At 63.2% G+C, this 25,258-nt stretch carries 27 protein-coding genes and 1 tRNA gene; 17 read left to right on the top strand and 11 right to left on the bottom strand.

Annotation, left to right across the window (positions count from 1 at the left end):
* Positions 1 to 16: 16 nt before the first annotated feature.
* On the bottom strand, positions 17 to 1,213 hold the full coding sequence (locus tag EN943_RS00340; RefSeq protein ID WP_127411039.1) for an HlyD family secretion protein: 1,197 nt from the start codon (positions 1,211 to 1,213) through the stop codon (positions 17 to 19).
* A gap of 132 nt (positions 1,214 to 1,345) precedes the next feature.
* On the opposite strand from EN943_RS00340, the gene EN943_RS00335 reads away from it, so the two are divergent.
* Positions 1,346 to 2,080: a TetR/AcrR family transcriptional regulator gene (locus EN943_RS00335; RefSeq protein ID WP_127411038.1), complete on the top strand. Its 735-nt coding sequence runs from the start codon at positions 1,346 to 1,348 to the stop codon at positions 2,078 to 2,080.
* A gap of 24 nt (positions 2,081 to 2,104) precedes the next feature.
* Here the strand turns inward: EN943_RS00335 and yihA are convergent, their stop codons facing one another.
* From yihA to EN943_RS00320, 3 genes are all read right to left on the bottom strand, one after another.
* Positions 2,105 to 2,764 (bottom strand): ribosome biogenesis GTP-binding protein YihA/YsxC, encoded by a 660-nt coding sequence (yihA, locus tag EN943_RS00330; protein WP_024502094.1) that lies wholly within the window; start codon positions 2,762 to 2,764, stop codon positions 2,105 to 2,107.
* Positions 2,761 to 3,399, bottom strand: a complete 639-nt coding sequence (locus EN943_RS00325) for a CatB-related O-acetyltransferase (RefSeq protein WP_164778013.1) — start codon at positions 3,397 to 3,399, stop codon at positions 2,761 to 2,763. Before EN943_RS00325 ends, yihA begins: the two co-directional genes overlap by 4 nt.
* A 124-nt stretch (positions 3,400 to 3,523) precedes the next feature.
* Entirely contained in the window at positions 3,524 to 3,838 is a 315-nt protein-coding gene (locus tag EN943_RS00320) for a hypothetical protein (protein WP_127411036.1), read from the bottom strand.
* A 178-nt stretch (positions 3,839 to 4,016) separates the two neighbouring features.
* Between EN943_RS00320 and EN943_RS00315 the strand changes: the two genes are divergently transcribed.
* From EN943_RS00315 to EN943_RS00305, 3 genes are read left to right on the top strand one after another with little or no spacing between them, the layout of a single operon-like run.
* Positions 4,017 to 4,481 carry a MarR family transcriptional regulator gene (locus tag EN943_RS00315; protein WP_127411035.1) on the top strand — a complete coding sequence of 155 codons (465 nt, stop codon included), beginning with the start codon at positions 4,017 to 4,019 and terminating at the stop codon, positions 4,479 to 4,481.
* Entirely contained in the window at positions 4,474 to 5,766 is a 1,293-nt protein-coding gene (locus tag EN943_RS00310; protein ID WP_127411034.1) for an HlyD family secretion protein, read from the top strand. The genes EN943_RS00315 and EN943_RS00310 overlap by 8 nt, the downstream gene beginning before the upstream one ends.
* Positions 5,763 to 7,304 carry a DHA2 family efflux MFS transporter permease subunit gene (locus tag EN943_RS00305; protein WP_127411033.1) on the top strand — a complete coding sequence of 514 codons (1,542 nt, stop codon included), beginning with the start codon at positions 5,763 to 5,765 and terminating at the stop codon, positions 7,302 to 7,304. The genes EN943_RS00310 and EN943_RS00305 overlap by 4 nt, the downstream gene beginning before the upstream one ends.
* 186 nt (positions 7,305 to 7,490) lie before the next feature.
* Here the strand turns inward: EN943_RS00305 and EN943_RS00300 are convergent, their stop codons facing one another.
* The 4 genes from EN943_RS00300 to rpmH all read right to left on the bottom strand — a co-directional run bounded on the left by EN943_RS00300 (position 7,491) and on the right by rpmH (position 10,558).
* Positions 7,491 to 8,051, bottom strand: coding sequence for a fasciclin domain-containing protein (locus EN943_RS00300; RefSeq protein WP_127411032.1), 561 nt, complete (start codon positions 8,049 to 8,051; stop codon positions 7,491 to 7,493).
* Between the two features lie 176 nt (positions 8,052 to 8,227).
* Positions 8,228 to 10,039 carry a membrane protein insertase YidC gene (gene yidC / locus EN943_RS00295; RefSeq protein WP_127294616.1) on the bottom strand — a complete coding sequence of 604 codons (1,812 nt, stop codon included), beginning with the start codon at positions 10,037 to 10,039 and terminating at the stop codon, positions 8,228 to 8,230.
* A gap of 14 nt (positions 10,040 to 10,053) precedes the next feature.
* The gene (gene rnpA, locus EN943_RS00290; protein WP_127411031.1) at positions 10,054 to 10,407 is read right to left on the bottom strand and encodes a ribonuclease P protein component; all 354 of its coding nucleotides are present in this window, start codon (positions 10,405 to 10,407) and stop codon (positions 10,054 to 10,056) included.
* 16 nt (positions 10,408 to 10,423) lie between these two features.
* Positions 10,424 to 10,558: a 50S ribosomal protein L34 gene (gene rpmH, locus EN943_RS00285; protein ID WP_008833937.1), complete on the bottom strand. Its 135-nt coding sequence runs from the start codon at positions 10,556 to 10,558 to the stop codon at positions 10,424 to 10,426.
* Positions 10,559 to 10,836: 278 nt separating this feature from the next.
* Here rpmH and EN943_RS00275 point away from each other — a divergent pair, with 278 nt between their 5' ends.
* Together EN943_RS00275 and EN943_RS00270 are read left to right on the top strand one after the other, a co-directional pair.
* A complete protein-coding gene (locus EN943_RS00275) occupies positions 10,837 to 12,339 on the top strand; it encodes a HAMP domain-containing sensor histidine kinase (RefSeq protein ID WP_127411030.1) in 1,503 nt (500 codons plus the stop codon).
* A gap of 253 nt (positions 12,340 to 12,592) precedes the next feature.
* A tRNA-Arg gene (locus EN943_RS00270) sits at positions 12,593 to 12,669 on the top strand.
* 127 nt (positions 12,670 to 12,796) lie between these two features.
* Here EN943_RS00270 and EN943_RS00265 read toward each other — a convergent pair.
* Together EN943_RS00265 and EN943_RS37505 are read right to left on the bottom strand one after the other, a co-directional pair.
* Complete coding sequence (locus EN943_RS00265) at positions 12,797 to 13,372, bottom strand: Pr6Pr family membrane protein (protein ID WP_127411029.1); 576 nt, start codon at positions 13,370 to 13,372, stop codon at positions 12,797 to 12,799.
* A gap of 473 nt (positions 13,373 to 13,845) precedes the next feature.
* The gene (locus tag EN943_RS37505) at positions 13,846 to 14,208 is read right to left on the bottom strand and encodes a hypothetical protein (protein WP_164778012.1); all 363 of its coding nucleotides are present in this window, start codon (positions 14,206 to 14,208) and stop codon (positions 13,846 to 13,848) included.
* Between the two features lie 554 nt (positions 14,209 to 14,762).
* Between EN943_RS37505 and EN943_RS00255 the strand changes: the two genes are divergently transcribed.
* On the top strand, positions 14,763 to 15,521 hold the full coding sequence (locus tag EN943_RS00255; protein WP_127411072.1) for an SDR family NAD(P)-dependent oxidoreductase: 759 nt from the start codon (positions 14,763 to 14,765) through the stop codon (positions 15,519 to 15,521).
* Between the two features lie 58 nt (positions 15,522 to 15,579).
* On the opposite strand, the gene EN943_RS38150 is transcribed toward EN943_RS00255, so the two are convergent.
* Positions 15,580 to 15,771, bottom strand: a complete 192-nt coding sequence (locus EN943_RS38150) for a hypothetical protein (RefSeq protein WP_245475546.1) — start codon at positions 15,769 to 15,771, stop codon at positions 15,580 to 15,582.
* A gap of 175 nt (positions 15,772 to 15,946) precedes the next feature.
* Here EN943_RS38150 and EN943_RS00245 point away from each other — a divergent pair, with 175 nt between their 5' ends.
* The 10 genes from EN943_RS00245 to EN943_RS00200 all read left to right on the top strand — a co-directional run bounded on the left by EN943_RS00245 (position 15,947) and on the right by EN943_RS00200 (position 25,257).
* On the top strand, positions 15,947 to 16,588 hold the full coding sequence (locus tag EN943_RS00245; protein ID WP_245475545.1) for a GntR family transcriptional regulator: 642 nt from the start codon (positions 15,947 to 15,949) through the stop codon (positions 16,586 to 16,588).
* Between the two features lie 88 nt (positions 16,589 to 16,676).
* Positions 16,677 to 17,528, top strand: a complete 852-nt coding sequence (locus tag EN943_RS00240) for a transporter substrate-binding domain-containing protein (RefSeq protein WP_127411027.1) — start codon at positions 16,677 to 16,679, stop codon at positions 17,526 to 17,528.
* Between the two features lie 74 nt (positions 17,529 to 17,602).
* On the top strand, positions 17,603 to 18,316 hold the full coding sequence (locus EN943_RS00235; RefSeq protein WP_127411026.1) for an ABC transporter permease subunit: 714 nt from the start codon (positions 17,603 to 17,605) through the stop codon (positions 18,314 to 18,316).
* Complete coding sequence (locus EN943_RS00230; protein WP_027040133.1) at positions 18,313 to 19,005, top strand: ABC transporter permease; 693 nt, start codon at positions 18,313 to 18,315, stop codon at positions 19,003 to 19,005. Before EN943_RS00235 ends, EN943_RS00230 begins: the two co-directional genes overlap by 4 nt.
* Positions 19,006 to 19,135: 130 nt before the next feature.
* A complete protein-coding gene (gene ggt, locus EN943_RS00225; RefSeq protein ID WP_127411025.1) occupies positions 19,136 to 20,722 on the top strand; it encodes a gamma-glutamyltransferase in 1,587 nt (528 codons plus the stop codon).
* Between the two features lie 90 nt (positions 20,723 to 20,812).
* Positions 20,813 to 22,339, top strand: coding sequence for an acyl--CoA ligase (locus tag EN943_RS00220; protein ID WP_127411024.1), 1,527 nt, complete (start codon positions 20,813 to 20,815; stop codon positions 22,337 to 22,339).
* Positions 22,340 to 22,341: 2 nt separating this feature from the next.
* The gene (locus tag EN943_RS00215; RefSeq protein ID WP_127411023.1) at positions 22,342 to 23,322 is read left to right on the top strand and encodes a 2-dehydropantoate 2-reductase; all 981 of its coding nucleotides are present in this window, start codon (positions 22,342 to 22,344) and stop codon (positions 23,320 to 23,322) included.
* A 106-nt stretch (positions 23,323 to 23,428) separates the two neighbouring features.
* Positions 23,429 to 23,812: a VOC family protein gene (locus EN943_RS00210; RefSeq protein ID WP_127411022.1), complete on the top strand. Its 384-nt coding sequence runs from the start codon at positions 23,429 to 23,431 to the stop codon at positions 23,810 to 23,812.
* 104 nt (positions 23,813 to 23,916) lie between these two features.
* On the top strand, positions 23,917 to 24,147 hold the full coding sequence (locus EN943_RS00205; protein ID WP_127411021.1) for a hypothetical protein: 231 nt from the start codon (positions 23,917 to 23,919) through the stop codon (positions 24,145 to 24,147).
* A gap of 123 nt (positions 24,148 to 24,270) precedes the next feature.
* On the top strand, positions 24,271 to 25,257 hold the full coding sequence (locus tag EN943_RS00200) for a methyltransferase (RefSeq protein WP_127411020.1): 987 nt from the start codon (positions 24,271 to 24,273) through the stop codon (positions 25,255 to 25,257).
* The last annotated feature ends 1 nt before the right edge of the window (position 25,258 follow it).

Here is a 25,258-nt window from a genome sequence, read left to right as displayed (position 1 = left end):
GCTCCCCGGCCGCCGCTCAGTTCGCGGCCACTGGGCCCGACCCGGATGGGGCGGTGCGGCTGTCGACGGCGACGATGACGCTCAGGCCGGCGCGCAGTTTGCCGCTCTTCAGGACATCTGCCGGCACATCGATGCGGACCGGAACGCGCTGCACGACCTTGGTGAAGTTGCCGGTGGCGTTTTCGGGCGGCAGCAGCGAGAACACAGCACCCGAAGCCGGCGCCAGCGACGAGACGGTTCCCTCGAAGTCCTGGCCGTCGGTCGCATCGACCGAGATCTTGACCTTCTCGCCAGGAACCAGCCGGGCAAGCTGCGTCTCCTTGAAGTTGGCGACGATGTAGAGCTTGTCCATCGGCACGATGACGGCGAGCTTCTGGCCGGGACTGACAAGGTCGCCCTGTTCGACCGAGCGGTTGCCGACGATGCCGTCATAAGGCGCCTTGAGCACGGTGAAGGAAAGATCGCGCAGCGCCTTGTCATGGCTGAGCTGCAGGGACGCCAGCGTGCTCGCCGATTCCGCGCGTTGCGCCTGCAGCACGCCGATATTGGCTTGCGCGGCGGCGATCTGTGCGTCGGCGCCGACAAGGGCGGCATCGGCCTGCTGGACCGCGGTCTGGGCGTCGTCCAGCTGCGCCTGCGTGCCGACATGGGTCTTGAGCAGCTGCGAGGCGCGCGCCGCGACCTTGGCTGCGTTGTCGGCCGCGGCCTGGTCGGCGACCTTCTGCGCCTTCGCCTGCTGCAGCGAGGCGCGGGCCGCGTCGGTCTGGGCGTCGATACGGTCGAGCGTCTTGCTCAAGGTGGCGATCTGCGCCTCGGCCTGGGCGACGGCAATCTTGTAATCGCCGTCATCGACGACGAGCAGCGGATCGCCGGCTTTGACCAGCTGGTTCTCGCTGACCTTGACCTGATCGACATAGCCGGAAATCTTGGGCGAGATGAACGCCATGTCCGCCTGGACATAGGCATCGTCCGTCGAGATCATGAAGCGGCCCGTTGTCCAGTAGTCGTAACCGTACCAAGCGCCGGCGCCCAGCAAGGCGACGCCGATGACCGGCAGCAGGAAGGAACGCACCGAACGCTTCTTCTTGGCCGGTGCCTCTGCCGGTGGCGACGAGACAGGCTGGACAGGCACTTCCGGGGCTTCCGTCGCCGGCGCAACCTTGGCGTTGGGGAAGGGACGGACTTCGGCAGTGGTCGGCGCGTTCGAGGACATGACATCTCTCTAAAGTTATAATATGATACTGAACCGTTCGGTTCGATCCGGCCGTTGACATAGCGCGTAAAGAGGACCATATCAAGGGCAATCGAACCGCTTGGTTCGAATTATTTTCGAGGTGTGACTTTCATGGCCGAGACCCCGTCCAATGTCGAAAACGAGTCGTGCGACGACCTGTTGGAAAGCTTGCGCCGTGGCCGCCCGGCCGCGGGGCAGGATCCGGTCAAGCGCAGCCAGATCATCGACGGCGCCCGCCGTGTCTTCATCGACAAGGGCTTCGAAGCCGCCTCGATGAACGACATCACCCGCGAGGCCGGTGTCTCCAAGGGTACGATCTACGTCTACTTCGCCAACAAGGAAGAGTTGTTCGAGGCGCTGATCGAGGAAGAGCGCGGCACCATCTTCAAGAACATGTATGACGTGCTGGACAACGCCGACAACCTGCGCGAGACGCTGGTGAAGTTCGGCAAGGTGCTGGCCCTCAAGATCACGTCGGCCAAGGTCATCCAGGCGCAGCGCACGGTGATCGGGGCATCAGACCGGATACCCGATATGGGCGCGCGTTTTTACGAGCGCGGCCCCAAGCGTGGCCACGACAAGGTCGCGGCCTTTCTCAATGCCGCCATCGAGCGCGACTTGCTGCGCATCGACGATGTCGATCTTGCCGCCTATCAGTTCACTGAACTGTGCCTGGCTGGTCTGTTCCGCCAGTGCATCTTCGCCTACCGTACCAAAGCCCCGACCCAGGACGAGATCGACCGCATCGTCAGGTCAGGCGTCAGCATGTTCCTGAAGGCTTACGGCACCGAAAGGCTTGTGGCGGAAGAAGGCCATCAGACGATTGCTATCGAGGCCAAGCCCTAGGCCACGCCCTAAGCGGTAGATGCATTAGCCGCCATTGGCGGCAAGCACGATGGCTGCCTGCAATTCCTGAAGGCCCTCGGCCTTTTCAGAAGAGGTGGCCAGCACGAACGGGAACGCCGCCGGCCGCTTCTTGATCTTTGCCAGCGTCTCCTCGATCAGCCTCGGCACACCGGCAGTCTTGATCTTGTCGGTCTTGGTCAGCACGATCTGGTAGGACACCGCCGCCTTGTCGAGCAGCGACAGCACTTCGTCGTCCTTGGCCTTGATGCCATGACGGGCGTCGATCAGCACATAGACGCGCTTCAGCGTGACGCGGCCCTTGAGATAGTCGAAGACCAGCTTGGTCCACTCGTCGACCTTTTCCTTCGGCGCGGTGGCATAGCCATAGCCGGGCATGTCGACCAGCGCCAAGGGCGGCAGGTCGGCGCCCTCACCCGAAAATCCGTCCGGCACGAAATAGTTGAGCTCCTGCGTGCGCCCCGGCGTGTTGGAGGTGCGCGCCAGCCCCTTCTGGTTGACCAGCGCGTTGATCAGCGACGACTTGCCGACATTCGAGCGGCCGGCAAAGGCGATTTCCGGCGGCCCTTCAGGCGGCAGGAACTTCATGGCCGGCACGCCGCGGATGAAGATCCACCCTCGCGTAAACAGTTCGGTGCCGATTATGCTGCTGTTCAGAGCGTTCAAGCTGCTGCCTCCAGAAGAGAGATATTGGCACCCCGGATAGCATCGAGGTTGCGGCTGACCTTGTCCACCGGCCAGTCCCACCACGCCACCGCCAGCAGCCGCCTGATTGTCCGGTCGTCGAAACGCATCTTCACCACCTTGGCCGCGTTGCCGGCGACGATTGCATAGGGTGGCACGTCGTGCGTCACCACCGACTTCGCGGCAATGATGGCGCCATGGCCGATTTCCACCCCGGGCAGGATCACCGCCTCCATGCCGATCCAGACGTCGTTGCCGACCACCGTGTCGCCGCGCACTTCCCTGGACCAGGTCGCCGGGTCAAAGCCCTTTTCCCAGCCATGGCCGAAAATATTGAACGGATAGGTCGAAAAGCCGGACATGGCGTGGTTGGCGCCGTTCATGATGAAGCGCGCGCCCTCGGCGATGGCGCAGAACCTGCCGATGATCAGCTTGTCGCCTATGAACGGATAATGATGCAGGACGCATTTTTCGGCGAATTTGTCCGGCCCGTCCGGGTCGTCATAGTAGGTGAAGTCGCCGATCTCGATGTTCAGCGCGTTCACCAGCCCCTTGAGGAAGCCGACGCGGGTATGCATCGGGATCGGGTGCTTGATGTCTGGGTTGGGTCCGTCCATGTCGAAATCCGTCAGAGAAATGGCCGTCAGGTGCATCCGAAACTCGAATGCGCTCGTTCAAAATAGCGTGATCCGCCCTATAGCACCAATCGGGCGACGAGCGAGCTTTCCTTGACGGCCTTGCTCATTTGCTGCCGCGGCAAATCACGATCGGATCGGACAGCGCACTGTCGAAACCGCTGCCCTGATAGACGGTAACATTCGCAGCACCGGGCGGCAGCATAAAGGTTCCTTCGACGATTTTCTGGTCGCCGGCCGGTATGTGGAGAGCCCAGCTATAGGTGCAAAACTGAGGCGGCGCCTGGGGTTCGACGTGGCTGCAGTTCAATTGCGCGCCACCCAGCATGGCGGCGCCGCCGCAGCTGACGGCGTCCTTTGCGAGCGCAATGCCGGGCCATCCCGCAATGGCCGCCACGGTCGCAATCTTCAGCCAATTCATCGTCGTATCCTCGCCCGGCAACGGCCTGCCACCTGAGCCTTTTTGTGGGTCACAGCCCATGCGTCATTTTTTCCAGGCGGGCTTAGTCCGTCTTGCGCACCGCGTCCAGCGGGATTATGTGCATGATGATAATAAGCATGCTCACTAAAAGTCGCGCCGTAGAACCTCAGTACCTCCCATGCCATCGTCACCCAACATCAGCTTCGTGCTGCACGATGTCGCGCGCCTGCTTCGAAAGCGGTTCGAGCAGAGGTCGCGGGCATCGGGGCTGACCCGCGCCCAATGGCAGGTGCTGGCCTATCTCAGCCTGCATGAAGGCATCCACCAGAACAAATTGGCGGACCTTATCGAGATCACGCCGATCACGCTCGCCCGGCTGCTCGACAAGATGGAAGCAAGCGGCTTCATCGAGCGCCGGCCCAATCCCACCGACCGCCGGGCATGGCTGCTTTACCTGACGCCGCAAGCCCATCCGCTCATCGAGATCATGCGCGGCAATGGGCAGAAGACGCGTGACGAGGCCTTTGTCGGCCTTTCCGCGGATGCGCAACTGCATCTGCTGCAAACCCTATCCCTCATCAAATCCAATCTGCTCGCGGCTTGCGCCCAGCCTGCCGCCGACCGGGAGAAAACACATGGCTGAATCAACCTCACCAAAGAAGCCTGTCGAAGAAGAAGGATCCGCCGCCGACTGGGCGCGCGACCAGGTCATCCGACTGGACAGCGAACGCGAGCAAAGGCGAGCCAGCACCGTCATCGACAATGACGAGCTCGAAGCACCGGTCGCCCTGGAGCCGGCGGCGCTCGAGGCTCCGTCCAAGGAGCCACGCCAGGCCGGGGTTGCGGTGGCGCCTCCGGCGCCGGTCAAGCCCAAGCGCGGCCGAGCACGGCCGATCCTTTTTGCCCTGCTTCCGGTCGCGCTGGTCGTCGGCGGCTATTACTACGTCATCGGCGGCCAGGTCATGACGACCGACAATGCCTACATCCAGGCGCAGTCGCTCGGCGTTTCCACCGATGTCTCCGGCACTGTGTCCGAGATCGACGTGCACGAGAACCAGGCGGTGAAGAAGGACCAGGTGCTTTTCCGGCTGCGGCCGGCCTCTTTCGAAACCGCTCTTGCCGCCGCCCAGGCGCAGCTCGGCACGGTGCGCAACCAGGTGCTGACCCTGCAGGCGAGTTATCAGCAGTCGCAGGCGCTGATCGAGCAGGCGCAGGCCGACATCCCCTATTACGAGGCCGCTTTCCAGCGCCAGCAGGATCTGCTCAAGACCTCCACCTCCTCCAAGGCGACCTTCGACAGCGCCCAGCACGACCTCATCGCCGCCCGCCAGAAAGTGTCCGTTGCCCAGGCGCAGGCACAGGCGACGCTTGCCCAGCTCGGCGGCGACGCCAGCCAGCCGGTGGAGAAGAACCCCTTCTATCTCCAGGCCCAGTCGGCTGTGGACGACGCCCAGCGCAACCTTGCCGATTCCATCGTCAAGGCGCCGTTCGACGGCATTGTCACCAATGTCGACGCGCTTCAGGTCGGCAAGTACCTGCCAGCTTCGCAGCCGGCGTTCAGCCTGATTTCGGCGACCGATCTGTGGATCGCGGCGGAGCCGAAGGAAACCGAACTGACCTATGTGCGGCCGGGACAGACGGCGACGATCAGCGTCGACAGCTACCCCGGTGCCGTCTGGCACGGCACGGTCGCCTCGATCAGCCCGGCGTCGTCGTCGAGCTTCTCCTTGCTTCCGGCGCAGAACACCACCGGCAACTGGGTCAAGGTCGTGCAACGCATTCCGATGCGCGTGACGTTGGACGACCTCCAGGGCAAGCCGCCGTTGCGTGGCGGGATGAGCGTCGTGGTCGGCATCGATACCGGCCATGCGCGCGGCCTGCCGGACTTCGTGACGGACCTCCTCGGCCGGTTCGGACAAAAGTCATGACCGGCGCGTCCGCGACAGGTGGCGTGATCGCCAATCGCGGCGCCATCACCGCCTGCGTGATCCTGGCCGTGATCATGCAGGCACTGGACACGACCATCGCCAATGTGGCGCTGCCCTATATCCAGGGCAGCGTTTCGGCGAGCGCCGACCAGATAAACTGGGTGCTGACGTCCTACATCGTAGCGGCGGCCGTCATGACGCCGCCTTCGGGCTACCTTGCCAATCGTTTCGGCCGCAAGCGCATCCTTTTGATCTCCATCACCGGCTTCGTCGTCGCCTCGGTGCTGTGCGGCTTCGCGCAGTCGCTGCCGCAGATCGTCGGCTTCCGCCTGCTGCAAGGCCTGTTCGGCGCGGCCTTGGTGCCGCTGGCGCAGAGCATCCTGCTCGACATCTACAGCGTCGAGGAGCGCGGCTCGGCGATGGCGCTGTTCGGCGTTTCGGTGATGGTCGGGCCGGTGCTCGGGCCGGTCATCGGCGGCTGGCTGACCGAGAATGTCAGCTGGCGCTGGGTGTTTTACATCAACGTCCCGATCGGGGCCCTGGCCTTCGCCGGCGTCTCGATGTTCGTCCAGGAAACCAAGACGGACCTCAAGGCGAGGCTGGACTGGCTGGGCTTCGGCATGCTCAGCGTCACCATCGCATCGCTGCAGATGTTCCTCGATCGCGGCGAGCAGCTCAACTGGTTCTCGTCGTCCGAGATCATCGTCGAGGCGCTGATCTGCGCGTCGGCCTTCTACATCTTCCTCGTCCACACCTTCACCGCCAAAAACACCTTCGTGAACCCGCGGCTGTTCCTCGACCGCAACTTCGCCGTCGGCATGATCTTCATCTTCATCATCGGCATCACCTATCTGGCCTCGCTGGCCCTGATGACGCCCTATCTGCAGACGCTGATGGGCTATCCGGTGGTAACGGCCGGCATCGTCATGGGGCCGCGTGGACTTGGGACCATGGCCTGCATGTTCCTGGTCGGCAGGCTGATCGGCAAGGTGGACACACGCTGGCTGCTTCTAGCCGGCCTGCTGGTCACCGCCTGGGCTATGTACGACATGACCGGCTGGACCCCTGATGTCTCGCAATGGACGATCATCAGCACCGGCTTCATCCAGGGCGCGGGCCTGGGCTTCCTGTTCGTGCCGCTGACCACCATCACCTTCGCCACGCTGGCGCCGGAGCGGCGCGCGGAAGGTACAGGCCTTTACAATCTGTCGCGAAACATCGGCTCCAGCGTCGGCATATCGGTGGTCACCGCGCTGTTGACGCAGAACGTGCAGATCAACCACGCCAACATCGCCACCTATGTGACGCCCTACAACCAGGCGTTCAGCAATCCGGCGATCTTCCAGGCAATGGACCCTTACAGCGCGGCGGGCCGCGCCGCGCTCGACGGCGTGGTGACGCTGCAGGCGACGATCATCAGCTACATGAACGACTTCAAGCTGATGATGATCCTGTCGCTTGCCGCCATTCCGCTGGTTCTGTTGCTGCGCAAGCCGGCGACGCCGGCCAAGATCGACCACAGCGCCGTCATGGAGTGACGACGCTCGAAGCTCATCTGGCTGCACAGGCAACAGCCAAAAAGAAACCGGGGCCCTGTGAGGGACTACAGGACCCCGGCCGATGCCGATACGACTTCCCAGGAAACATGGCACCTCATGTGAGGCGGGGCGGCAGGCCCGAGAAAGCCCCAACGGACCTGCCTTGATCCCCTTTGCCGAAAGCCGTTACTTCGGCAACAACACCTTGTTGACGACGTGGATGACGCCGTTCGACTGGTTGACGTCGGCGATCGTCACTCGCGCCTCGCCGCCTGACTCATCCATGATGTAGAGCTTGCCCTTCTTGACTTCGGCGGTCAGCGTGTCACCGGAGACGGTCTTCATCTCGTACTTGCCGCCCATCGCCTTGGCCTTCTTCATCATCTCGGCGCCCGAAATCTTGCCGGCCACGACATGCGCGGTCAGCACCTTGGTGAGCTTGCCCTTGTTCTCCGGCTTCAGCAGCGTGTCGACGGCGCCCTTGGGCAATTTCGCAAACGCTGCGTTGGTCGGCGCAAAGACGGTGAACGGGCCAGAGCCCTGCAGCGTGTCGACCAGGCCGGCGGCCTTGACCGCGGCGACCAGCGTCGTGTGGTCCTTCGAGTTGACGGCGTTCTCAACGATGTTCTTGGTTGTGTACATCGGCGCGCCGCCGACATTCGGGTTCTTGGCATAGGCGGGCGCGGCAATCGCCACGCCGGCGACGAGCGCGGAAAGGGCGATGGTCCTGAATGACGGCAAACGCATGTGGTCTTCCTCCGGGTGAGGGCTGATCGGAATTGATAGCCTTTGGAAACGCACAGGCAGTCACGCCGCCGACGGGCGCAAGTTTCGCCGATCACGGGAACGTGATGCCGGAGCTGCTTAAACGAAAAGCCCCGCGCGAGGCGGGGCTTTGAAGGCTGGAGAAAGCGCTGCGTCTTCTATTCGGCCGGCGACGGTTTCTTTCGGAACAGCGCGACCAGATTGTCCCACAGCTCGATCTTGGCGCCCTGGCGCTTCATGATGATGCCCTGCTGGAGGATCGACAGCGTGTTGTTCCAGGCCCAGTAGATGACCAGGCCGGCCGGGAACCCCGCCATCATGAAGGTGAAGATGACAGGCATCCAGGTGAAGATCGCCGCCTGCGTCGGATCCGGCGGCGTCGGGTTCATGCGCATCTGCAGGAACATGGTGACGCCCATGATCAGCGGCCAGACGCCGATCATCAGCATGTGCGGCAGGGTGACCGGGATCAGGCCGAAGAGGTTGAACAGCGACGTCGGATCGGGCGCGGCCAGATCCTGGATCCAGCCGAAGAACGGCGCGTGCCGCATCTCGATGGTGATGTAGAGCACCTTGTAGAGCGAGAAGAAGACCGGGATCTGCAGCGCCACCGGCCAGCAGCCGGCAAGCGGGTTGATCTTCTCGGTTTTGTACAGCTCCATCATCGCCTGCTGCTGCTTCATCTTGTCGTCCGCGTATTTCTCGCGGATCTCGAGCATCTTCGGCTGTACCTTCTTCATGTTCGCCATCGACGCGTAGGACTTGTTGGCGAGCGGGTAGAAGATGGCCTTGACGATGACGGTGGTGGCAAGGATGGCTAGGCCGAAATTGCCGAAGAATTTGTAGAGCGTGTCGATCAGCCAGAACATCGGCTTGGTGATGAAGTGGAACCAGCCCCAGTCGATCAGGAGGTCGAACCGCTTGATATGACGATCTTCCGCATAGGCGTTGATCTTGCCGACTTCCTTGGCGCCGGCGAAGATTTCGCTCTCAACCGTCGCCGACTGACCGGCATCGACGGTGATCGGGTCGGTGAGGAAATCGGACTGGTAGCGATGGCGGCCGTCCTCGAAATAGGCGTAGCGCGGCTGGAACGGCTGCTTCTCGGTCGGCACCAGCGTCACCGCCCAGTATTTGTCGGTGATGCCGAGCCATCCGTCGGTCGACTTGCCCGGCGTGAACTGCTTGTCCTTCTCGATGGACGCGTATTTGTGCTCCTGCAGGCCTTCGGTCCCGGTGAAGCCGATCAGGCCCTCGTGCAGCACATAGGTGCTGGCAACGAGCGGCTTGTCGAAGCGGGTGACGCGGCCGTAATTGGACAACGAGACGGCGGCCGTGCCCGCATTCTGCACCGTGTCGGACACCGTGAACATGTAGTTGGTGTCGACGGAAAAGGTGCGCTTGAAGGTAAGGCCCTTGTCGTTCGAATAGGTCAGCGTGACCGGGGTCGTCGGCGTCAGCGTCGCATTGCCGTCGACGGCCCACACAGTCTCGGGACCGGGCACCGCGCCGGTCTTGTCGTTGCCGACGAAGCCGATCTCGGCATAGTAGCCATTGGGCAGTGCCGCCGGGTTGAGCAGGCTGATCTCGGGCGAATTCTTGTCGACCGTCTCGGTGTAGTGCTTGAGCTTGAGGTCGTCGAGACGGGCGCCGGTCAGGTTGATCGAACCCTCGAGGCTCGGCGTGTCGATCCTGGCGCGGGTCGTCGTGGCGAGTGCCTGTTCGCGGCCGGCCGGCGTCACGGCGTCTGTTCCCGGTGCGTTGGGAATGGCGCCAGGGGCGGCGGGCGTTCCGGTGTCGGTACCGGGATTGGTGCCGGCGGCCTTCTTCTGCTCCTCGACGCGCTGCTGTTCGACGCGGGCGGCCTCGCGTTGCGCTTCGCTGCGCGGCAACACGTAAAAATATTGCCATACCGCCAGGATCAGCACCGACAGCGCGATGGTGATGAAGAAGTTCCGGTTGTTTTCCATCGAAAGCCCTTGGCCTATCGTGTTCCGCGCAGTCGGCGGGAGAGTTCGGCCTTCAACTGGCCGAACGGAGTGGTAAGCACGTCTTCGCGCCCGACGATGACATAGTCATTGCCAGGCACCATGTCACTTGCCGCATGCGTACGGACGGCTTCTCGCAACCGCCGCCGGACACGGTTGCGGACAACCGCATTGCCGACCTTCTTGGTGACGGTGTAGCCGACGCGCGGCGACAGGCCGTCGCCGCGGTCGAGAACTTCAACGAGAAAAAGCCGCCCGCGTCGCTTTTCACCACGACGGACGGCCAGGAATTCCGCGCGCTTCAGAAGCCGCTTGGGATTTAGTCCCACTGGCTTGCCGGTTGCGGGCAACGATCTCGTCTTCCGTTCAGGCGCTGAGCCGCTTGCGACCGCGGTTGCGGCGAGCTGCGACGACGCCGCGACCACCCTTGGTGGCCATGCGGGCACGAAAGCCGTGCCGACGTTTGCGGACGAGTTTAGACGGTTGGTAGGTACGCTTCATTTGTTTTAATACCGCGGGGTGCGGCCCTTCTTGATTCTGTCACTGTGTAACAGGAGCTTTGCCGGGCCGGCTTTGGCGCGATCGAAACCGCGCCGGGACGAATGGCCCGAGCGTGTGCGGGCTTATAGAAAGAAGGCTTTTGGAAGTCAATCCGGAGTCGTCGGGCGCAATCCGGCTCCGTTCAGGCCGGTTTATGTTTGCGACCAAGGATGAAATTGGCAAAAAAGCCGTAATCGCCTAATCTGCGTTGATCAAGTGATCGTGAAGACATTAGCCGCATGAGCGAAACCATACAGGCACAGGAAGGGATCGGCACGGCGGCGTCCACCGAGGCGCCGGCCAGCGTGCGCACGGTTCCGCTGTCGCGCGGGCTGTCGACCAAGCTGCTGCTGCTGACCATCGTCTTCGTGCTGTTGGCCGAAGTGCTGATCTTCCTGCCCTGGATCGCGAGCTACCGGCTGAACTGGCTGAAGGAGCGGCTGAGCACGGCGGCGGCGGTGTCGATCGTGCTGGTGCAAGGTGAATCCACCTCGCTGTCGCGCACGGCCCAGAACGACGTGCTGATGGCGATCGGCGCCAAGGCGATCGCGGTGCGCGACGGCGGCGTCTCGCGGCTGCTGGTGGTGGCCGAAATGCCGCCGAAGGTCGACGAGCACATCGATATCGCCTCGATCGGCATGATCAAGGGCATGACCGGTGCGCTCGACACGCTGTTTTTCGGCGGCGACCGGATGCTGCGCGTCTTCGGTCCAGTCGGCGACTCCGACAAGGAGTTCGAACTGATCATGCCGGACAACAGCCTGCGCAATGCGATGCTGCGCTACTCGCGCAACGTCGCCTTCGTCTCGCTGCTGATCTCGCTGTTCACCGCCATGCTGGTCTATGCCGCCATCGACCTGATCATGATCGGGCCGATCCGGACGATGACGCGCTCGATGCTGTCCTTCTCCGAGGCGCCCGACGATCCCGGGCGCATCATCCATCCGGCTGCCCGCGCCGACGAGATCGGCGTTGCCGAGCGCGAGCTGTCGCAGATGCAGGAGCGGCTGCAAAAAATGCTCTCCGAGCAGAAGCATCTTGCCGACCTCGGCCTCGCGGTCTCCAAGATCAACCATGACATGCGCAACATCCTGGCCTCGGCGCAGCTGATGTCGGACCGCCTGCGCCAGGTCAAGGATCCGACGGTGCAGGCCTTCGCGCCGAAATTGCTGCGCGCGCTCGACCGCGCCGTGTCCTATTCCGAAGGCGTGCTTCACTACGGCCGCACGCAGGAGCCGCCGCCGGCGCGCCGACGCTTGAGGCTGCGGCAGCTGGTCGAGGACGTGCACGGCCTGCTCGACATCGAGCAAGGCATCGAGTTCGTCAATTCGGTCGAGCCGGCCTTCGAGGTCGATGCCGATTCCGACCAGTTGTTCAGGGTGCTCACCAATCTGTGCCGGAATTCCGTGCAGGCGATGGCGGCCGACAGTGAAAGCGCCCTGGTGCGCCGCCTGGCGGTGTCGGCCGTGCGCCTGGGCAGCGTCAGCCGCATCGCCGTCAGCGACACCGGCCCCGGCCTGCCGCCCAAGGCGCGGGAAAACCTGTTCGCGGCCTTTCGTGGCTCGGCCCGCAGCGGCGGCACCGGCCTTGGCCTGGCGATCGCGCACGAACTGATCCGCGCGCATGGCGGCACGGTGGAACTGGTCGAGAGCATTGGCGGGCGCACCACATTCGCCGTCACCATCCCCGACCAGCCGGTCCGGCTCGACCAGGCCCGCAACGGCCTGCGCCGCCCGGCATGATCCTTTAAGCACTGTCTGCCCGATGCCCGTGCCCTCTGTGCAGATGCTTCTTCCTACCGAGGAGTGAACCGGCCTCGGCCTCGACCGTTTCCAAGCGCCGGAATCCGGGCCATCATCGCCGGCCAAGGCACTTGTGACAAAACTTTTGCCGGATCGGCTTGCTTTTCGGAAATTCAGTCGCTAGGGAACACGTCTCGTCGCGACCGGTCGTTCACGATCGGATCGCGGGGTCATGGAAGACATGGCCTGTTGCGCGCCCGTAGCTCAGCTGGATAGAGCACCAGACTACGAATCTGGGGGTCAGGAGTTCGAATCTCTTCGGGCGCGCCAAAATCTACGCTTTTCTACGCACCTCGGCGCTGCCGATTGACGCTCAAATGTGCGCTCCGTTCAATCGGATGCTTGCCGACATCCTGCGGCCTTTTCGTCACCGCTTCGCTCGGGGGATCTTGAACCTTCAGGCTTTCGCTCTGGCCGCCAGCCAATGATCGAACCAGATTAGAGCCTCGCCAGCGAGGACAAACGCCGCGGCAATCATACCGGCGTCTTCCCGCGTCCGCGGCAAGCCAATCTCGGCGACGTTGATGAAGGGATAAGGATAGTGTCCGTCGACCGCTCCGCGTGCCAAGGCATAGAGAAAATAGCCGAGCGGATAGAGCGCCCAGAGCAACGGATCGCGCCAACGAAGCACACCCTTGCCAACAAAGACGAGCCAGAAGGCTGTCACCATGAGAGGCGTGGCTTGGTGCAGCAGAATATTGGCAAGTTCTGAGCCCGCGGTCAGTTCGCGCAGCCCTCGCAGCAGAAGCGCATAGACGATCCCAACCAGGAGAATGCTGAGCAGCGTCCCGGCGAGGAGCGATGGGGACTTAAAGGCGGCGACGCCCAGAGCGACGCCGGTTAACACGATCGCGACCAATAGGTTCGTCGTGATGGTGAAATAGCCGATCAGCGTCCAGACTGCGAGCGGCCATGACATCGGTCCGCTAACGAGGGCGTTGAAGTGGATGGCGATTCCGGCCCACCCAGTCAAGGCAATTAGCCCGGCGAGCGCTCTTACCAGCCCCTTTCGCCTCGCTGTCCGATCTCCTCCATAGCCGCGCCTAGTCGGGCGTACGCGCCGTCACCTCGTCTGCTGCGCCTTGCAGCGGCTGATTGTAGACTGGCCCCAGAATATTGGAAAGTCACGTCAAGGCATGGTGGCGCTGGAGGATAGGCGCAGATGCAAGCGCGATCGATCTCGCCCGGGCCAGATCGAATGCGCGCTTCCTGCAGGCCACAGCGAGTCGACAGAGCGCAACGCCGACCGAATAGGATACCTTTGCGGCGAGGGAATTCGCCAACCATGCAGGCAGGCGGTGGAATTATTTCCACCACCTGCCCAATTTGCTCGCCCGGCTGCCAAGGGCATGAAGCGGCCGGCGACGCAGCGGGTGAAGCCAGGCATCATCGGCCGCGTGAAGCGTCTCCGAGGCGAGGAGGATCCGCGTCATGCTTCGCTACAGCTCAGTCCTGGAGCCGGAGTCCGCATGCCTGAAGCAATTCATCAAAGGTGCCGGTCTGGCAAAGCGTTTTCTTGCCCTCATCCGCGATCTGGGTCAGGGTGACAGATCGGCCGGTGACTTCACGAACGACCTCGGCGATCTGGGTCCTGTCGAGGTGCTGGTAGCACAGGGTTGTCTTTTCAGAGGCCTCCATTGATAGCCGCTCCTGGCCAGGAGATTTCCTCCGCGCCGTAATACCCTGGTCCGCAGACACGACCTGAGGGTAGCATTTCCAGAAAAAGACTTGGCCATCGGCGCCCTCCCACAATGCGCAACCACCGCCGCCGCAGTCGAGAACCCAGTGCTCTGTTTCACATACCGACATTTTTCCGCTCCATATTGGGTTGCGGCAAGTCGACGATCCGAAAGCGAATCCGCTACATCTTACGAATGTGATCCGGAGCGACGCGCTCTCCGACAATCCCTTGCCGTGCGGACACAATTGCAGCGTCAGCGTGATCTGATCGTGAACCGCCGCCGAAGGATGCGCACGCTGTGAGGTCATGATGATTTGACCCGGAAGGCGACCAGTAGCACCGAGAGCGTCTACCAGATTATCCCAGGCGCATTACCTAGGGCGGAAAGGAACGCTCGGTGCCCCAGTATTGGCTGGAGCATGCCGAGCTTGGCTGCAAGGATTCGACGGCATGCCCATTCCTGGAACCAGCAAATCCGTCAACGATGAGATGGAAGCGACCTGCCGGTACTTACGTTCTGGATCGAGCTTTAGGCTCAACGCGCGGCACGCTTGCTCAAATCCAAAAGGTTGCGCATTGCTTGGGTAATGGGATTGCTGGCTGATCCTGATCGAGTAGGTGCAGTGATCGCGTCTGCCAGAATCCACGGGACAGGCGGCAACCAGCGGAGCCTTATTTGACCATGTCTCCTACCAGCATCAGGCGCGCACTTATCACCGGGGCCGGAGCTCCCGACGGCATCGGCTTTGCCATTGCCCGGCAGCTCGGCTATGCTGGCCACGCCGTTTTTCTCACCGGTGCCAGTGCGCGCGTGCTCGATCGCGCCGTTGAGCTCCGTGCCGAAGGCATCGATGCCAAAGCCGCAATCGCCGATCTCACCATCGCTGACGATGTCGCGCGGCTGCGGGCCGATGTCGGAGCGGTCGATATACTGGTCAACAATGCCGGCATGGGCTCGCTGGCATCGCCATCGGTCGACAAGTCGTTTCTCGCTATGACCGAGGCCGACTGGGACCAGGGGATCGACGTCAGCCTGAAGACCGCATTCCTCGTCACGAAGGCGTTTCTGCCGGCGATGGTCGAAGCGGGCTATGGGCGCATCGTCAATGTGGCCTCGGTCACCGGACCGCTGGTGTCTTTCGAAGGCACGGCAGCCTATTCCGCCGCCAAGGCTGGCATGGTCGGCTTCACGCGGACACTGGCGCTCGAAGTGGCGAAAAGCGGCATCACGGCCAATGCCGTGGCTCCCGGCTGGATCGAAACGGGATCGTCGAGCGAGATGGAGCGGCAAGCCGCCCTGAATACGCCGCCGGCGCGGGCCGGGCGGCCGGATGAGGTGGCCGCCGCAGTAGTGTTCCTGGCCTCGGAAGGCGCCAGCTATGTCATTGGCGCCCTGCTGGTGGTCGACGGCGGCAACAGCCTTCAGGAGCGCAAGGGCTGAAGGCTCAAGGGCGCTTGTCGTCAGGATCGGTCGGCGGGCAGGCCTCGCCTCCTCGCCCTCAGGACGCCTTGGCCAGAAAGTTCCGATAATCCGACTTGGCCTGCAGCAGGCGCAGCACGTTGTCGCGCGAGCCCCGCACATGGGCGCGCGCCAGCGTGCCGGCTCTGGCGGCGTCGCCAGTTTCGCGCTTTAGCCCGTCCCCATTTGTAGTCGCAGCCTGTCTGATTTGCCACGCCCAGGGCGGCACCATCCCAAAGACTCGCCCGGCCCGAAATCGATCGTGCCGGCGGTGCACTGCACCGGTATCGGCTTCAGAACGTCGTCACCGGGCATTGACGATGAAATAAAATACGGATTTGATGATACGTGGATACAAAAATACTTTTAGGTGCCCCATGCCATCAGCCTTTCCGGCAGAGCCACAGATGTCCGCCACTGCGGAGGAAGAGGCGTACAGGCACGTTCAGCGAGCCCTTCGCCTCGGCCGCTACAAACCGGGCGACAGGCTTATTCCGGAGGAGATTGCCGCCGAGATCGGCATGAGTCGCATGCCGGTGCGGGAAGCCTTTCGGCGCCTGGCCTCCGACGGGCTGGTGGTTCTGCGGCCCAATCGTGGATGCGTGGTCGCAGGCCTGACGGTCGATGAACTTTACGAGATTTTCGAAATTCGCTCGGTTCTGGAGGGACTGGCCGTGAGGCTGGCGATGCCCCGGATCGATGAGGAGGAGTTCGAGGAACTCGAGCGCCTGCTCGAGCGCATGGAACGCGCGGGCCAGAGCGGCAGCAGCGACTGGGTGGTCCGCCACCAGGAATTCCATGGCCGTATCTGTGCGCTAAGCCGGAGGCCCAAGCTTATCCACCAGATAGCGGCGCTGCATGTGGTGATAGAGCCCTACATGCGCATCTGGTTCGACGACTGTGACAAGCCACATTCCGCGCGCGAGGAGCATGCCGCCGTAATCGCGGCTTTGCGTTCAGGTGACGAACTTCACGCGGAAAAGGTGATGCAGGATCATATTCTCAGCACAGCACCGATGCTGGCCGAGTTCGTGAGTCCGAGCCGGTGACGAACACCGGCCGGACAAGAATGGCCTCGAACCGGTAATGGCCGGGCGTAGGAACAGATCGATCAGCCTATCAAAAAAGGGGAACCATATGAAAGTTTGTCGTTTGGCCGCAGTTGCGGCCGCACTCAGCATGCTCGGCTTCATGCACACCGCATTGGCCGAGGACGCGCCCAAGGCCATAACCATCGCCACGGAGGGCGCCTACGCTCCGTGGAACTTCACCAACGCAGACGGCAAGCTCGACGGACTGGAGATCGAACTCGCCAACAATCTTTGCGAGCGGATGAAGGTCAAATGCACCATCATCGCTCAGGACTGGGACGGACTTATCCCTTCGCTGAAGGTCGGCAAGTTCGATGTGATCATGGCCGGCATGTTCATCACGCCGAAACGCCTTGAGACCATCGACTTCACCCAGCCTTATGCGATCGACCCGGGCGGGTTCGCGGCCGCCAAGGATAGCGATCTGGGGAAGCTCGGCGCTTCGACCGAGAAATTCAAACTGGACGATGAGGCTGCTACCAAGGCCGCGGTCGAAAAGTTGAAGCCCCTGCTGAAGGGCAAGGTGGTCGGCGTCCAGGCGGCCACGGCCATGCTCGAATTCGTCAAGAAATACTTCGGCGACACGGTGGAAATCCGTGAGTACAAGACGACCGAGCAGCACGATCTCGATCTGGCCGCGGGCCGCATCGATGCGATATTCGCTCAGAAGACAGCGCTCGCCGCCACGCTCGTGAAACCCGAATTCTCGGGCTTCACGGTTGCAGGTCCGGGCTTTGTCGGCGGCTTGTTCGGCGCCGGAACGGGTGCGGGACTCAGGAAGGAAGACGCCAAGCTCAAAGAAATGCTGAACGACGCGATCAGCGCCGCCATTGCCGACGGGACCATTAAACGCATCTCGGAAAAATGGGTGAAAACGGACGTGACGCCGGTCAAGTAGCCACAAGTGTATTCTGTCCGGCCGGTTGGTATCAACCGATCGGCCGGGTGCCGTGCTGAACGATCAGGTTTCACATGACGGACACACTCCATATCCTTTCCGTGGGCAAGGGCGGCTGGGGCGGAGCCTTGCTGCTGGCAGCTGGCGTGACATTTGCGCTGTCAGTCCTCGGCTTCCTGCTCGGCGCCCTCTTCGGCGCGGTTGCAGCAGGAGGCCGGCTCTCCACGAGAGTTTTACCGTCATGGGCCGCCAAGGGCTATGGCACGGTGTTCAGGGGTGTGCCCGATCTGTTGACGATCTACCTGCTTTACTACGGCGGCAGCATAGCATTGACTGAGATCGGTAAATTCTTCGGCAGCGCAGGCTTCATCGGGCTGCCGACATTTGCGACCGGCGTCCTGGCGATCGGCATCATTTCGGGCGCCTATCAAGCCGAGGTCTATCGCGGAGCGTATCTCGCCGTCGATCTCGGCCAGTTTGAGGCTAGCAAGGCGCTCGGCCTGTCCCGGTTCCAATCGCTGCGTCTCGTCATCGTGCCTCAACTGATGCGGCACGCCCTGCCGGGCCTCGGAAATGTCTGGCAGCTTGTGCTCAAGGATTCAGCCTTGATCTCCGTGATCGGCTTGGTGGAATTGATGCGGCAATCTCAGATCGGCGCGGGATCGATGCGGGAGCCCTTCGTCTTCTATATAGCAGCCGCGACGCTGTATTTCCTCATCGCTACCGTGACGGGATCGGTCTTTCGCTACGGCGAGGCACGGGCGTGGCGAGGCATGGTCCACGCATGATCGACTTCGCCTTCTTTGGAGAGATCATTCCCACCCTTCTCTCCGGCTTGCCGTTAACCTTGCAACTTGCGGGGTTGTCGATCGGAATAGGCTTTGCCTTGGCCCTGGTGCTCGCACTGGCGCAGCAGGGAAACCATCGGATGCTGGTCTGGCCCATACGCTCCTTCGTTGCCGTCTTTCGCGGCACGCCATTGCTCGTCCAGATATTCCTCATCTATTACGGCCTCGGCCAGTTTCGTCCCACACTTCAGGCAGTTGGGCTCTGGTGGCTGTTTCGCGAGCCCTATTGGTGCGCCATCATCGCGCTCAGTCTCAATACCGCGGCCTACGGCAGCGAAATCCTGCGGGGTGCGATACAGGGTGTGCCGCGCGGCCTTGTCGAGGCGGCCTCTGCCTTCGGCATGACACGGCTCCAGACCCTGCGTCTCGTCGTTCTGCCTTTGGCGCTGCGCCAGGCCATACCGAGCTACAGCAACGAGATCATCCTCATGGTAAAGGGTACGTCACTTGCATCGATCGTCACCCTGATGGAAGTGACGGGCATCGCCCAGGGGCTTATTTCGCAGACCTATCGCGCCGTAGAGGTTTTCGTGGCCGCGGGCGCGATCTATCTCACCATCAATTTCACGATCATCTCGGCACTGAACGCTCTGGAAACCTGGCTAACGCCTTATCGGGTCCGAGCCTGATATGCGTCTGGCGTAACGAGGAGAATTGGCAAAATGCGCAGTGTCGAGAAGCCGAAGCGATCCGTTGCCGTATCCTGTTACGCCATGGCGGCAGCGTCGCATCCATCAGACCAAGGGATACAAAGACAGAATGCGTGATTTCCAGTTTCCCGGCCGCTCGCCGGTTCGTGCCACCGAGGCGGTTGCCGCGACGTCGCATCCGCTTGCAACCCTTGCCGCCATCGAGATGCTGCGCTCCGGCGGCAATGCCATGGATGCCGCCGTCTGCGCCGCCGCCGTGCAGGGCGTGGTCGAGCCGCAATCGACCGGCATCGGTGGCGACTGCTTCGTGCTCTATTCTCCCGGGGGGCAAGGCAATGTGCTGGCCTTCAACGGCTCCGGCCGCGCGCCTGCCAGGGCGACGGTCGACTCGTACCGCGAAAAAGGCTTCGACCGCATCCCGCTGCAGGGGCCGCACGCGGTCACCGTGCCGGGCGCCGTCGACGCCTGGAGCCGCCTGCTCGAAGACCATGGCCGCAAGGGCCTTGCCGAGGCGCTGGCGCCGGCCATCCATTATGCCGAGAACGGCTATGTCGTGCACGACCGCGTCGCTTTCGACTGGGCCGAGCCGGAAACCGACCTGTCGGCCGACGAGCATGCCGCGCGCATCTTCCTGCCCGGCGGCAAGGCGCCGAAGGCTGGTGACGTCCACCAGCAGCCGGAACTGGCGGCGACCTTGCGCATCATCGCCAAACACGGCCGGTCCGGTTTCTACGAAGGCGCGGTCGCCGACGATATGGTGAGCCGGCTCAACGAATTGGGCGGACTTCATTCGGCCGAGGATTTCGCCACGACCAGAGGCGATTATGTGGCGCCGGTCAGCACCTCCTATGGCGGCCATGAAATCCACCAGATGCCGCCGAACAATCAGGGGCTGACAGCACTTTTGATGCTCAATTTGCTGTCGGGCTTCGAGCTTGGCGGGCTCGACCCCAATGGCGCCGAACGCCTGCATCTGGAGATCGAGGCCGGGCGCCTGGCCTATCGCGACCGTGATCGCTATGTCGGCGACCAGGACCACGTTCCGGTGCCGGTGAAGCAGCTCCTGTCCGGCGCCTATGCCGACCGGCTGCGCGCCGAGATCGACCGCGACCGCGCCATGACGCATCTGCCGCGCGTGGAGCTGCCCGGCAGCGACACGGTCTACATCTCCATCGTCGACCGCGACCGCAACGCGGTCTCCTTCATCAACTCGACCTATTATTCGTTCGGTAGCGGCGTCGTCGGCCCGAAGACCGGTATCGTGCTGCAGAACCGTGGTTCCAGCTTCCGCCTCGACCCGGCGCATCCGAACGCGATCGCACCGGGCAAGCGGCCGATGCACACGATCATGCCGGGCATGGCGACGAAGAACGGCCGCGTGGTGATGCCGTTCGGCGTCATGGGCGGCGGCTACCAGCCGTTCGGCCATGTCCATCTGCTGACCAACATGATCGACTTCGGCATGGACCCGCAGCAGGCGCTGGATGCGCCCAGGGTGTTTTACAATGACGACACCGTGGAGGCCGAGCGTGGCGTCACCAGCGAGGCGATCGAGGGCCTGCGCCGGCGCGGCCACCGCATCGCCGAACCGCATCACCCGCTGGGCGGCGGGCAGGTGGTGCTGATCGACTGGGAGAAGGGGACGCTGACCGGCGCTTCCGATCCGCGCAAGGATGGTTTGGCGCTTGGCTACTGAGGCGATCCGTTGTCCAATGGCGTATCCATATCGAGGCAAGCCCGTCAGCGGGGCTGCCGCCAATAGTCGTTCGAAATCCAGCCGGTGATCATGACCCAAACTGAAACCCACGCAGATCTCTCCCGCCGTCTCGCCGCCGGCGCCGATGATGCACCTGCCATCCTGGCACCCGACAGGACGACGCTCAGCCATGGCGGATTGCGCAGCCTGATCACCGACACGGCAAAACAGCTGCATGCGCGCGGCATCGGCCGGGGCGACAGGGTGGCGATCGTGCTGCCGAACGGGCCCGAGATGGCCACCGCCTTCGTCGCCGTGGCGGCCGTCGCCTCGACGGCACCGCTCAATCCAGCCTACCGGGCCGACGAGCTCGATTTCTACCTGACCGACATCGGCGCCAAGGCGGTCCTTGTCGCGGAGGGCGAGACCGGCCCTGCGGTGACGGTGGCCGAGCGGCTCGGCATCGGCGTGCTGCGGCTTGTCGTGCAGCCCGGCACACCCGCTGGCAGTTTTGCGATCGAGGGCGCGGCGATCGGACCGCCGGCATCACCCGACATGGCGCAAGACGGCGACATTGCGCTGCTGCTGCATACCTCCGGCACGACATCGCGGCCAAAACTGGTGCCGCTCAGCCATGCCAACATCGCGGCCTCGGCTGCCCATATCGGCGGCACACTTGGCCTGACAGCCAATGATCGTTGCCTCAACATCATGCCGCTGTTCCACATCCACGGCCTGATCGCGGCCGTGCTGTCGTCGCTGGCTTCAGGCGGCAGCATCTATTGCACGCCCGGCTTCAACGCGCTGCGCTTCTTCCAGTGGCTAAGCGAGGCGCAGCCAAGCTGGTACACGGCGGTGCCGACCATGCATCAGGCGATCCTGCCGCGCGCAGCGCGCAACACCGAGACGCTGGCGGCGGCGCGTCTGCGCTTCATCCGCTCGTCCTCGGCGTCGCTGCCGGCGCAGGTGATGGCTGAGTTGGAGGCGACCTTCAGCTGCCCGGTGATTGAATCCTACGGGATGACCGAGGCCGCGCACCAGATGGCCTCGAACCGGCTGCCGCCGGGCCAGCGCAAGCCCGGCAGCGTCGGGGCCTCCGCCGGTCCGGAGGTGGCTGTCATGGCGCCCGACGGGCGGCTGCTGAAAGCCGGCGAGACCGGCGAGATCGTCATTCGCGGGCCCAACGTCACCTTGGGCTACGAGAAGAACCCGGATGCCAATGCCACGGCTTTCGCGCATGGCTGGTTCCACACCGGCGACCAGGGCGTGCTGGACGAGGACGGCTATCTCAGGGTCACCGGTCGGCTGAAGGAGATCATCAACCGCGGCGGCGAAAAGATCTCGCCGCTTGAGGTCGACGACGTGCTGATGGACCATCCGGCGGTGGCGCAGGTCGTCACCTTCGCCATGCCGCATGACAAGCTTGGCGAGGAGGTGGCGGCGGCGGTGGTGCTGCGCGAAGGCATCAGCGCCACCGAGGGCGACATTCGCACCTATGCCGCGACGCGGCTTGCCGACTTCAAGGTGCCGCGCAAGATCCTGATCCTGGACGAGATACCCAAGGGCGCGACGGGCAAATTGCAGCGCATCGGCCTCGCCGCCAAACTCGGGCTTTGACGATGAAGATCACCATCTTCGGCGCCGGTGCGATCGGCGGCTATCTCGCGGCCAAGCTTGCCATCGTCGGCCGCACCGATCTTTCGATCGTCGCGCGCGGTGCGCATCTGGAAGCGATCAAGGCAGATGGCCTTCGCCTGATCGAGGATGGCCAGGAAATTTCGGTTCCCGTCCGGGCCGCCGCCAGGGCCGACGAGCTTGGCGCTCAGGATTATGTGGTGCTGGCGCTGAAGGCCCATTCCCTCACCCCGGCCCTTGACCAGATCGCGCCGCTGCTGGGAGAACATACCGCCGTCGTCACCATGCAGAACGGCGTGCCGTGGTGGTATTTCCACGGCGTCGGCGGGCCGCTCGAAGGCACCAGGCTGAACGCGGTCGATCCCGGCGGCGCGATCTGGCAGCGGATCGGGCCGCAGCGCGTCATCGGCTCGGTCGTCTATCCCGCGGTCGAGGTCGATGCGCCAGGCCTCATCCGCCATGTCGAGGGCAAGCGCTTCTCGCTTGGCGAACCCTCCGGCGAGCGCAGCGAACGGATCACGCTTCTGGCCGAAGAGATGGTCAAGGCCGGCCTGCAGGCGCCGGTGCGCGACGACATCCGCGGCGAAATCTGGGTCAAGCTGTGGGGCAATCTCTCGTTCAATCCGATCTCGGCGCTGACCGGCAGCACGCTTGCCGCGATCGTGGCCGACGAGGGCACCCGCACACTCGCCCGCACCATGATGCTGGAGGCGCAGGCGATCGGCGAAAGCCTCGGCGTACGCTTTCCCATCACGGTCGACCGGCGCATCAAGGGCGCAGGCGATGTCGGCGAGCACAAGACCTCGATGCTGCAGGATCTCGAGCGCGGCCGGCCGATGGAAATCGACGCGCTGGTGAGCGCCGTGCAGGAACTCGGCCGGCTGGTGGATAAGCCGACGCGGACCATCGATGTCGTGCTGGCGCTGGTGCGTCTGCTGGCGGTTGAGCGCGGGTGTTATGGGTGAAGGGCTTAGGGGTAAATCAGAGCCGTGGCATGAGCGCGCGACGATCTAGGCTTGAAGCGCCGGCTTTGTCTTGGCCTCAAATCCCAGCTTGACCAGGGTTAGCAGCATGCTGAACGCCATTCACCACGTCGCGCTCATCTGCACCGACTACGACCGGTCGCGACGGTTCTACGTCGAACTCCTCGGCCTCGATCTGATCCGGGAGGTCTATCGGGAGGAGCGGCAGTCATGGAAGGCGGATTTGCGGATCGGATCGGTCCAACTGGAATTGTTCTCCTTCCCTGCACCGGCGATGCGGCCATCCCATCCAGAGGCGACAGGCCTGAGGCATCTGGCATTTGCGGTGGCTGATCTTGATCCCGTAATTATACGCCTGAGAGCCGCAGGCGTTGCCGTTGAGCCAATCCGGATCGACCCATATACAGACCAACGGTTTACCTTTTTCAGGGACCCGGATGGATTGCCGCTGGAACTCTACGAAGCCCCATAAGGAACGGTTCGCTTTCGCGACGGGCGCTGTGTACTGACGGTCTCGGTATCGTCGGACCGCGAATCTGTGCTAAGCGCCGCCCAACCAACCAAAGGACGACACCAATGAGCGAACTGACCGTGGCCGAGGCGACCGAGAGCATCTATGCCTCGCTCCGGGCGGACAATGCCGACATCGACACACATATCGCGGCGCTTAAGGCGGCGCTGACGCGAGAGGGGATGAAACAGGCGGTGTTCGATCCGGCCAAGCTGGCGCAGAACAACCGCTCGGGCCGCAAGTTGATGCAGGCTTATTTTCGGCAGCGCGGCGTGAGCGTGAGGTTCTCGGAGTAGAACGGCGCGCGAGCGATCTCAACCCCGCCATTGGGAGTTCTCGGTCGGCGCCGCGCCGCACGCAGGTTCCAATCGTATGGGAGCTGTTTCAAAAGTCGGTCCCGGATCGCGGAGGGATGTGACATGGTGGATTTTGACCGGATCGACAAGCTGATCGCAGCGGTGCCCCCGGCCTTGGCGCTTCGCGCCGGATTGGAGCTTGGCATCTTCACCCGGCTCGGTGGCGATGCTGCGACTGCCGACAGCCTTGGGGCCGCGCTCAAAGTCGAGCCCGATCGTCTGTCGCGGCTCCTCTACGCGCTCGCCAGCATCGGTCTTCTCGAAGTCGAGGACGGTCAATTTCGCAACGGAGCCGAAGCGTCGGAATTCCTCGACGCGTCCAAGGCGAGCTATCGCGGCGGCGACCATGCGCTCCTGCGCGAGCTCTGGGGAGCCGACCTTTTGACCGCGGACTCGCTGCGACAGAACCGGCCGGCCGCGCAGCACGATTTTTCCGAAGCGGGACCTGAGTCCGCGGCGGCCTTCAGCCGCATGCTCGCGCCAGGCGGGGTGATTTTCGGCCGACATCTGGCCCAGGCGATGGACCTCTCGGCGGTCGGTTCGGTGATCGACATCGGCGGCGGCGCCGGGACCATCCTGGTCGGGCTTCGTGAGCAGTGGCCGCACATTGCGGCGACGCTGATGGAACTCCCAACGGTCGCAGCGGTCGCGCCAGCTATCCTGTCGGAATACGGTGCCGATGACGTGGTTGTCGAAGAGGGGGACATAACCGTCGCGCCATCGGTCGGTCGGCACGATCTGGCGATCCTGAAGGCCGTCGTCCAGGTGCTTCCGCCGGACCAGGCGCGCAGTTCGATCCTGAACGCGGCGCGTTGCCTCACACAGGGAGGCGAAATCGCAATTGCGGGGTGGGGTGTCGTCGATGACGACCGCCTCGGTCCGCCAGAGGGCGTCTTTTTGAATCTCACCTTCCTGAACCTCTACCGCCATGGCGAATCGTACACTGAAGGTCAGTATCGCGCGTGGATGACCGAGGCTGGATTCCGGGATATCTCCAGGTCACGCCTGACGGACGGCTGCACGTTGTTTCGCGCGCGCCTTACGGGCTGAC

The sequence above is a fragment of the Mesorhizobium sp. M7A.F.Ca.US.006.01.1.1 genome, assembly GCF_003997935.1.
Lineage (GTDB): Bacteria > Pseudomonadota > Alphaproteobacteria > Rhizobiales > Rhizobiaceae > Mesorhizobium.
This window is presented reverse-complemented; position numbering and strand designations above follow the sequence as displayed.

Bases quoted from the DNA above. Each gene is read 5' to 3' on its own strand.
- EN943_RS38150 (WP_245475546.1), bottom strand. From the start codon at position 15,771: ATGGTGCCGCCCTGGGCGTGGCAAATCAGACAGGCTGCGACTACAAAT.
- EN943_RS00275 (WP_127411030.1), top strand. From the start codon at position 10,837: ATGAGCGAAACCATACAGGCACAGGAAGGGATCGGCACGGCGGCGTCC.
- EN943_RS00335 (WP_127411038.1), top strand. From the start codon at position 1,346: ATGGCCGAGACCCCGTCCAATGTCGAAAACGAGTCGTGCGACGACCTG.
- EN943_RS00310 (WP_127411034.1), top strand. From the start codon at position 4,474: ATGGCTGAATCAACCTCACCAAAGAAGCCTGTCGAAGAAGAAGGATCC.
- ggt (WP_127411025.1), top strand. From the start codon at position 19,136: ATGCGTGATTTCCAGTTTCCCGGCCGCTCGCCGGTTCGTGCCACCGAG.
- EN943_RS00205 (WP_127411021.1), top strand. From the start codon at position 23,917: ATGAGCGAACTGACCGTGGCCGAGGCGACCGAGAGCATCTATGCCTCG.
- EN943_RS00235 (WP_127411026.1), top strand. From the start codon at position 17,603: ATGACGGACACACTCCATATCCTTTCCGTGGGCAAGGGCGGCTGGGGC.
- EN943_RS00230 (WP_027040133.1), top strand. From the start codon at position 18,313: ATGATCGACTTCGCCTTCTTTGGAGAGATCATTCCCACCCTTCTCTCC.
- EN943_RS00300 (WP_127411032.1), bottom strand. From the start codon at position 8,051: ATGCGTTTGCCGTCATTCAGGACCATCGCCCTTTCCGCGCTCGTCGCC.
- EN943_RS00210 (WP_127411022.1), top strand. From the start codon at position 23,429: ATGCTGAACGCCATTCACCACGTCGCGCTCATCTGCACCGACTACGAC.
- EN943_RS00320 (WP_127411036.1), bottom strand. From the start codon at position 3,838: ATGAATTGGCTGAAGATTGCGACCGTGGCGGCCATTGCGGGATGGCCC.
- EN943_RS00325 (WP_164778013.1), bottom strand. From the start codon at position 3,399: ATGGACGGACCCAACCCAGACATCAAGCACCCGATCCCGATGCATACC.
- EN943_RS00220 (WP_127411024.1), top strand. From the start codon at position 20,813: ATGACCCAAACTGAAACCCACGCAGATCTCTCCCGCCGTCTCGCCGCC.
- EN943_RS00215 (WP_127411023.1), top strand. From the start codon at position 22,342: ATGAAGATCACCATCTTCGGCGCCGGTGCGATCGGCGGCTATCTCGCG.
- EN943_RS00240 (WP_127411027.1), top strand. From the start codon at position 16,677: ATGAAAGTTTGTCGTTTGGCCGCAGTTGCGGCCGCACTCAGCATGCTC.
- EN943_RS37505 (WP_164778012.1), bottom strand. From the start codon at position 14,208: ATGTCGGTATGTGAAACAGAGCACTGGGTTCTCGACTGCGGCGGCGGT.
- rpmH (WP_008833937.1), bottom strand. From the start codon at position 10,558: ATGAAGCGTACCTACCAACCGTCTAAACTCGTCCGCAAACGTCGGCAC.
- EN943_RS00255 (WP_127411072.1), top strand. From the start codon at position 14,763: ATGTCTCCTACCAGCATCAGGCGCGCACTTATCACCGGGGCCGGAGCT.
- EN943_RS00340 (WP_127411039.1), bottom strand. From the start codon at position 1,213: ATGTCCTCGAACGCGCCGACCACTGCCGAAGTCCGTCCCTTCCCCAAC.
- EN943_RS00200 (WP_127411020.1), top strand. From the start codon at position 24,271: ATGGTGGATTTTGACCGGATCGACAAGCTGATCGCAGCGGTGCCCCCG.
- EN943_RS00245 (WP_245475545.1), top strand. From the start codon at position 15,947: ATGTCCGCCACTGCGGAGGAAGAGGCGTACAGGCACGTTCAGCGAGCC.
- EN943_RS00305 (WP_127411033.1), top strand. From the start codon at position 5,763: ATGACCGGCGCGTCCGCGACAGGTGGCGTGATCGCCAATCGCGGCGCC.
- yidC (WP_127294616.1), bottom strand. From the start codon at position 10,039: ATGGAAAACAACCGGAACTTCTTCATCACCATCGCGCTGTCGGTGCTG.
- EN943_RS00315 (WP_127411035.1), top strand. From the start codon at position 4,017: ATGCCATCGTCACCCAACATCAGCTTCGTGCTGCACGATGTCGCGCGC.